5 protein-coding genes are annotated in these 7,160 nt (G+C 68.6%); 4 read left to right on the top strand and 1 reads right to left on the bottom strand.

What is annotated here, in order from left to right; all coding sequences use genetic code 11:
- The coding region (locus FXN61_RS45625) for a beta-glucosidase family protein (RefSeq protein ID WP_223165866.1) at positions 1 to 2,336 on the bottom strand (2,336 nt) is incomplete at its 3' end.
- 277 nt (positions 2,337 to 2,613) lie between these two features.
- Here FXN61_RS45625 and FXN61_RS45620 point away from each other — a divergent pair.
- The 4 genes from FXN61_RS45620 to FXN61_RS45605 all read left to right on the top strand — a co-directional run.
- The gene (locus FXN61_RS45620) at positions 2,614 to 4,296 is read left to right on the top strand and encodes an ABC transporter substrate-binding protein (protein WP_167980050.1); all 1,683 of its coding nucleotides are present in this window, start codon (positions 2,614 to 2,616) and stop codon (positions 4,294 to 4,296) included.
- Positions 4,293 to 5,240: an ABC transporter permease gene (locus FXN61_RS45615; protein ID WP_312878504.1), complete on the top strand. Its 948-nt coding sequence runs from the start codon at positions 4,293 to 4,295 to the stop codon at positions 5,238 to 5,240. The genes FXN61_RS45620 and FXN61_RS45615 overlap by 4 nt, the downstream gene beginning before the upstream one ends.
- Entirely contained in the window at positions 5,237 to 6,217 is a 981-nt protein-coding gene (locus FXN61_RS45610; protein WP_167980049.1) for a carbohydrate ABC transporter permease, read from the top strand. The genes FXN61_RS45615 and FXN61_RS45610 overlap by 4 nt, the downstream gene beginning before the upstream one ends.
- A 6-nt stretch (positions 6,218 to 6,223) precedes the next feature.
- Positions 6,224 to 7,160 (top strand): LacI family DNA-binding transcriptional regulator (locus tag FXN61_RS45605; protein WP_167980048.1); only part of this gene is annotated, 937 nt, incomplete at its 3' end.

The following is a 7,160-nucleotide window of genomic DNA, read 5'->3' as shown; positions in this document are numbered from 1 at the left end:
CGAGGTGCGGGGGCCGGGCCGGCGACGGTGAGCGGCGCGGTGAGCACGACGTTCCCGGCGGAACGGGCGATGAGCACCTCGTAGGCGCCGGGGTCGGCGGTGAAGGCGCCGGTCGCGACGTCCCAGTGGGCGAGCTGGTCGGCGGGCAGCCGGAAGGTGAGCACGTGGCTTTCGTCGGGGGCCAGCGAGACCTTGCGGAAGTCCGCGAGCCGCAGCAGGGGCGCCTCGTAGCGGGCGTCGAGCGCTCGGACGTAGAGCTGGACGACCTCGCTGCCGGTCCGGGTGCCGGTGTTGGTGAGCGTCACCGAGACGTCGACCGCGCTGTTCCTGGTGACGGTGTCCGTGGACAGGATCAGGTCGCGGTGGGCGAAATCGGTGTAGGAGAGGCCGTGGCCGAACGGGTACAGCGGCGCGGTCCGGTGGTACTGGTAGGTCCAGCCCGCCTTGATGATGTCGTAGTCGAGCGGGTGCGGCAGCTCGTCGTCGCCGCGGTACCAGGTTTGCGGCAGGCGCCCGCTCGGTTCTGCTTCACCGAACAGGACGGCGGCCACCGCCCTGCCTGTCTCCTGCCCGCCGTGGGACGTCCACACCACGGCGGGCAGGTGCTCGTCGGCCCAGTCGAGGGCGTAGGGGTAGCTGCTCATGACGACCAGTGCGGTGTCCGGGCGTACACCGGCGACTGCGCGCAGCAGCGACTCCTGGGCTGCGGGCAGTGCGATGCCCGCGCGGTCCTCGGTCTCGCGGCCGTGGATCAACGGCTGGTTGCCGAGGACGACCACCGCGACGTCCGCCGACGCGGCGGCGGCCAGCGCCTCGGCGGTGCCGTCGCGCAGCAGCTCGCGCTCCCAGTGCTCGGCGGCTTCCGGCGTCTGGGCGGTGACGCTCACCCTGCCGTCGACCGGGTCGACCACGGCGTACAGGCCCGTCAGCACGTTTTGGAGCAACACGGCATCTTCGGCCGCCACCAGGCGGAACGTCTCGCAGACGTCCCAGCTCTTGACCTGGTCCTGGTCGGCGACCAGTGAGGCGTCGTCGCGCTTGAGGCTCAGGTAGCGCCCGGTCTCCGCGGACCGCAGCGTCAGCACCCCGTCGCCCCAGTCGAGGACGTCGAACGGGGTCTTGCCCAGCAGCTCGCCGCTGGTGCGCGAGCGCAGTGCCACCCGGTCGGCGCCGTCCGCGACGACCACCTCGCCGTCGCGTTCCCCGAGCACCGCTTCGAGCCCGCCGGCGACCGTGACCTGGTACGGCAGCGTGCCGCTGTACCAGTCCTCGCACAACGTGTCGGCGAGCGGGCCGATGACGGCGATCCGCGGGGTGCGGGCCGAGTCGAGCGGCAGGAGTCCGTTGTTGCGCAGCAGCACCACCGACTCGGTCGCGGCCCGCAGCGCAAGGGCGCGGTGTTCCGGGCTGTCGATGACCTCCGGGCCGATGGCCGCGTAGGGGTCGAGATCGGGGTCGAACTCGCCGAGGCGGAAGCGGATCTCCAGCTGCCGCCGCACCGCGAGGTTCACGTCGGCCTCGTCGATCAGGCCGCGGTCCAGTGCCTCGCGCAGCCTGCCGAACGGCGTGGCCCAGTCCTCGCCGTGGTCGGTGAAGCTGTCGATGCCCGCTTTGAGCGCGGCGGCGTGGGACTCGGCGTGGTCGTCGAAGTAGTGCTCGGGATCGACCAGGTTGGACGGTGCCTCGGCGTCGCTGACCACGAACAGCTCGTGGCCGGTCGGCTCCGCCCAGCGGCGCAGTTCCGTCTCGATGAGCGGGGTGACGTGGCACGGACGGCCGTTGACCAGGTTGTAGGCGGCCATGGCGCCGGTGGCTGCGCCGGAGGCGACCACGGGGCGGAAGGCCGCGAGATCGTACTCCTGCAGCACGCGTGGGCGCAGACCGGAGGACGTGACGCAGCGGTCGTCCTCGTTGTTGTAGGCCAGGAAGTGCTTGAGCACGGGGGCCGCGCGCAGGAAGCGGTGGTGGTCGCCCGCGAGTCCCCGGCAGAACGCCGTCCCGAGCCGCGCGGTGTGCAGCGGGTCCTCGGAGTAGCCCTCCTCGTTGCGGCCCCAGCGCGGGTCGCGCAGCAGGTTCAGCACCGGCGCCCACGCCTGCAGGCTGTTGGCGCCCGTGCCGATGACAGGCGACCGGTGGTAGTGGAACGCCCTCAGCTCGACCGAAATGGCCTCGGCGACGCGGCGCACCAGCTCCTCGTCCCAGGTCGCGCCCAGCCCGACCGCCTGCGGGAAGACGGTGGCGAGACCCAGCCAGGCGACGCCGTGCAGGGCCTCCGACCCGGTGCGGAACGTGGCGATGCCAAGCCGCGGCACCGCCGGTGAGTACTGGTGCAGCATCGCGATCCGCTCGTCGAGCGTGAGCCGCCCGAGCAGATGTCGATGCGCTTGCGCGTCGACAGCGCCGGGTCGCGGAAAGGCAGCCGATCGGCGGCGGACACGGACTCGGAAACCACGTGGTAACCCCTCAGGTCGGAGCTAGCGGTGAAGCGTTTCGACGGTGGCACGACTAGGTTTCCGCTGTCAACGGTCTTGTTTCATGCGACCCACGTCACTAACCTCCCCGGCATCTGTTTAAGCGCTTCGACACTTCGACGACGAAGGATCGGGTTCCGCCATGGGCAACGAGTTGAACCGCAGAAGCTTCCTGAACGCCACCGTCTCGGCCGCAGGGCTCCTCGCGATGGGGCCGCTGCTGTCGGCCTGCGGCGGGGGCGGCCCACAGCGGGCCGGAGTGAACTCCGACTCAGCCCTGAAAGCCGTGCTGCCGGCCTACGTGCCGAACACGTCGATCAAGCCGGACATCCCCTCCGTGGCGGGTGGCCCCGACGTGATGACGGAGCCCGGCTTCCTCAGCTACCCGGCCAACCGGGTGGCCACCGTGTCCGGCGTGCCGGGCAAGGGCGGCAGGTACTCGGCGGTCACGCCGTTGTGGGGCACCGTCCCGCCTGCCGACAACTCGTTCTACCAGGCCATGAACAAGGCACTGGGGATCCAGCTCGACATGAAGCCCGCGGACGGCAACAACTACAACACGATCATCCCGACGATGACCGCGGCGAAGAAGCTGCCCGACTGGATCAACCTGCCGGCCTGGTGGAACCCCAACTTCAACACCGGCGGCCTGGTCGGCAACCAGCTCGCCGATCTCACGCCCTACCTGTCCGGCGACAACATCAAGAAGTACCCGAACCTCGCGGCCATCCCCACCGCCGGCTGGAGGGCCGGTGCCTGGGGCGACAAGCTGTACGGGATTCCGTCGTTCTCCACCGGGTTCAAGATCGCCGGCGCCATCTACTACCGGCGGGACGTCTTCGACGCCAAGGGCATCACGGCCGACCAGGTGAAGTCCGCCGACGACCTGATGAAGCTCGGCAAGGAGCTGACCGACGCCAAGGCCGGGGTCTGGGCCTTCGACGACGTCTTCACCTACTTCTACACGGCCTTCGGCGCGCCGTTCAAGTGGAAGGTGGACAACGGAAAGCTGATGCACACGTTCGAGACGCAGGAGTACCTCGACGCGGTCGACTGGCACCGCAAGCTCGCGGTCGCCGGTTACGTGCACCCCGACGCCCTGGCCGGTGACAACGCCGCCGGCACCACCCGGTTCTACGGCGGCAAGACGCTGATCTCGGGTGGCGGGACGGGTGGGTGGAACCTCGCCGACCACCAGAACGGCACAGCCGCGAACCCGAACTACCGGCGTGCCGCGTTCAACTTCTTCGCCGCGGACGGCAAGAGCGCGCCTCGCGTCGACATGGGCTCGGCCACCGACATCGTCAGCTATCTGAACATCAACCTGAAGCCCGAGCAGATCGAGGAGCTGCTGGCTGTCGCGAACTATCTGGCCGCGCCGTTCGGATCGGCCGAGTACACGATGGTCAACTTCGGCGTCGAGGGTACCCACTTCACGATGGACAACGGCGTGCCGACGCCCACCGATGCGGGCAAGAAGGAGGTCGGGGCGAAGACCTACCCGTTCCTGGGCGCGCCGCCCGCCGTCATCAGCAACCCGACCGGGGACTCCGTCACCAAGGACTTCACCGCCTGGCAGGCCGCCAACGTGAAGGCCCTCGCCAAGCCGGTCTTCTGGGGCATGAACATCAGCATGCCGCAGGCGCAGGCCACGGCCCTGGCCGCGCAGGGCGTGGAAGACACCGTCAAGGACTGCTACCACGGCAAGAAGTCGGTGCAGGACGTGAAGGACGCTGTCGCTACCTGGAAGACGAGCGGTGGTGGCGACAGGCTGATCCAGTGGATGAACGACAACGTTCTCCAGAAGTACGGTACCGGCCAGTGACCACCGTCGAATCGGACCGCGCGGGACGACCGGCGAGGCTGGACTGGCGGATCAGGCTGCGGCGCGACCGGTCGCTGATCCTGATGACGCTGCCCGCCGTCGTCCTGCTGCTGGTGTTCAACTACGTGCCGTTGTTCGGGCTCGTCACGGCGTTCCAGGAGTACGACCCGCTGGCCGGGGTCTGGCAGAGCGTGTGGGCCGGCCTCTACCAGTTCGAGCGGCTGATGGGCGACCCGCTGTTCTGGGGAGCGCTGAAGAACACGCTCTACCTCAGCTTCGTCCAGCTGATCCTGTTCTTCCCTGTCCCGATCGCGCTGGCGTTGCTGCTCAACTCGGTGCTGTCCCAACGGGTGCGCAACTTCATCCAGTCCGTTGTGTACCTGCCGCACTTCTTCTCGTGGGTGCTGGCGATCACGATCTTCCAGCAGATGCTCGGCGGCGCGGGCGCGCTCAACCAGTTCCTGCGCGGCAACGACATCGGTACCTGGGACATCATGACCAACCCGGACACCTTCGCGCTGCTGGTCACCGCGCAGGTGATCTGGAAGGAGGCCGGCTGGGGGATCATCGTGTTCCTGGCCGCGCTCGCCGCCATCAACACCGACCTCTACGAGGCGGCCGCGGCGGACGGTGCCGGACGATGGCGGCGGCTGTGGCACATCACGTTGCCCGGCCTGCGCGGTGTCATCGTGCTGATGCTGGTGCTGCGCCTGGGCAACGCGCTGTCCGTCGGCTTCGAGCAGTTCCTGATCCAGCGTGTGGCGGTCGGCCACGACGCGGCGGACGTGCTGGACACCTTCTCGTTCTACTACGGCATCGCCACGGGCGACTACAGCTACGGCGCGGCGGCAGGTCTGTTCAAGAGCATCATCTCCCTGCTGCTCATCTACGGTGCGAACAAGCTGGCGCACGCCTTCGGCGAAGACGGGTTGTACCGCAAATGACCGACACACTCACGATTGAACGCACAGGCGGGCCAGCGGACGCGAATCCTCCAGCGCCGCAAGCGGTTCGCAAGAAGAAGAGCGAGCGCCCGGTCTGGGAGGAACCGCCGACGATCGCAGGCGAGGCCGCCAAGGGCATCACCCTCGGCGGGGTCCTGCTGATCATGCTGGTGCCGTTGTGGATCATCGTGGTGACCAGCCTGTCCACCCAGGGCGCGGTCAACCGCGCGGGTGGGCTCGTGCTCTGGCCGGACGGCATCAGCTTCGAGGCCTACCGGGTGATGCTCTCGGACTCGACGGTGCGCAACGCACTGCTGGTGAGTCTCGGTATCACGGCGGTCGGCACGGTCGTGTCGTTGGCGATCTCGGTCATGTGCGCCTACGGCCTGTCCCGGTCACGGTCGCTCGGGCACCGCTTCATCCTGACGCTGCTGATCATCACCATGTTCGTCAACGGCGGCCTGATCCCCACGTTCCTCGTCGTCACCGGGCTCGGCGGCTACGGGCAGTGGTGGGCGCTGATCCTGCCGAGCGCGGTGTCGGTCTTCAACATCCTGATCCTGCGCGCGTTCTACTCGAGCACGTCGCTCGACCTGATCGAGGCGGCGCGGATCGACGGCGCGGGGGACTGGCGGATCCTGTGGTCCATCGTGCTGCCCACCTCGCGCGCGGTGACGGCGGTGATGGCGCTCTTCTACGGCGTCGGCTACTGGAACTCCTTCTTCAACGTGATGCTGTACATGCCGACCGACAGCGAGAAGTGGCCGCTGCAGTACGTGTTGCTCACCTATGTCAACCGGGGCAACGGCTTGCCCGGCACGGTGAACGGAGGCTTCGGTGACCAGTTCTCCCAGACGGCGCCGTTGTCGCTGCAGATGGCCGTGGTGGTGTTGACGCTCATTCCGTTGCTCATCGTTTATCCGTTCGTGCAGAAGCACTTCCGCACGGGCGTCCTGACCGGCGCTATCAAGGGCTGAACATTCATGGTGACCATTGCCGATGTGGCCAGGCACGCGGGCGTGTCGTCCAGCACGGTGAGCTACGTGCTGAGCGGCAAACGCGCGATCTCCGAGGAGACCCGGCGCAGGGTGCGGAGCTCCGTGCGGGAGCTCGGCTACCACCCGAACGCCGGTGCGCGTGCCCTGGCTGCGCGGCGATCGCACATCGTCGCGTTGATGGTGCCGTTGCGCACCGACGTCTACGTGCCGGTGATGATGGAGATCGCTGTGGCGGTCACCATGGCGGCCAGGCAGTACGGCTACGACGTACTGCTGATCACCAATGACGAAGGACTGGACGGGGTGCGCCGGATCGTCGCCAGCGGGCTGGCCGACGGCCTGATCCTGATGGACGTCGAACTCGACGACGAGCGCATTCCGTTGCTGCAGGCCGAAGGCACCAAGGCCGCGCTCATCGGACTGCCGCGGGACGCCCGCGGACTGTCCTGTGTGGACCACGACTTCGCCGCCGCCGGCGCGTTGTGCGCGGACCACCTGGCCGATCTCGGTCACCGCGAGATCGCGTTCATCGGCTACGGCTCCGGGGTCTACCACCGGCACGCCGGCTATGCCGAGCGCACCCTCGCCGGCTTCCGCGAGAGGGCCGAGCAGCGCGGCCTGCGGTTCCTCCACCGGTCCTGCGAGGGCACCTACGAGAGCACCGCGGGGACGCTCGCTCGCGTCCTCGCCGACCGTCCCGGCACCACGGGTTTCGTGGTGCAGAACGAGGGTGCGATCGGCCCGCTGCTCACGCTGCTGCGCACGAGCGGGCGGACCGTCCCCGAGGACGCGTCGGTGATCGCGCTCTGCCAGGACCAGCTCGCCGAGCAGTTCGCGCCGCGGCTCACGGCGGTGACCGGCTCGGCGCAGGAGCTCGGCCGCGTCGCCGTCGAGCAGATCATGCGCAGGCTCACCGCGGCGG

The sequence above is a fragment of the Lentzea indica genome (assembly GCF_012184385.1).
Lineage (GTDB): Bacteria > Actinomycetota > Actinomycetes > Mycobacteriales > Pseudonocardiaceae > Lentzea > Lentzea indica.
Note: the sequence above shows the minus strand (reverse complement) of the source record. Positions and strands in the feature narration are given on the sequence as shown.

Coding starts and splice junctions, on each gene's coding strand:
- FXN61_RS45620 (WP_167980050.1), top strand. CDS start 2,614: ATGGGCAACGAGTTGAACCGCAGAAGCTTCCTGAACGCCACCGTCTCG.
- FXN61_RS45610 (WP_167980049.1), top strand. CDS start 5,237: ATGACCGACACACTCACGATTGAACGCACAGGCGGGCCAGCGGACGCG.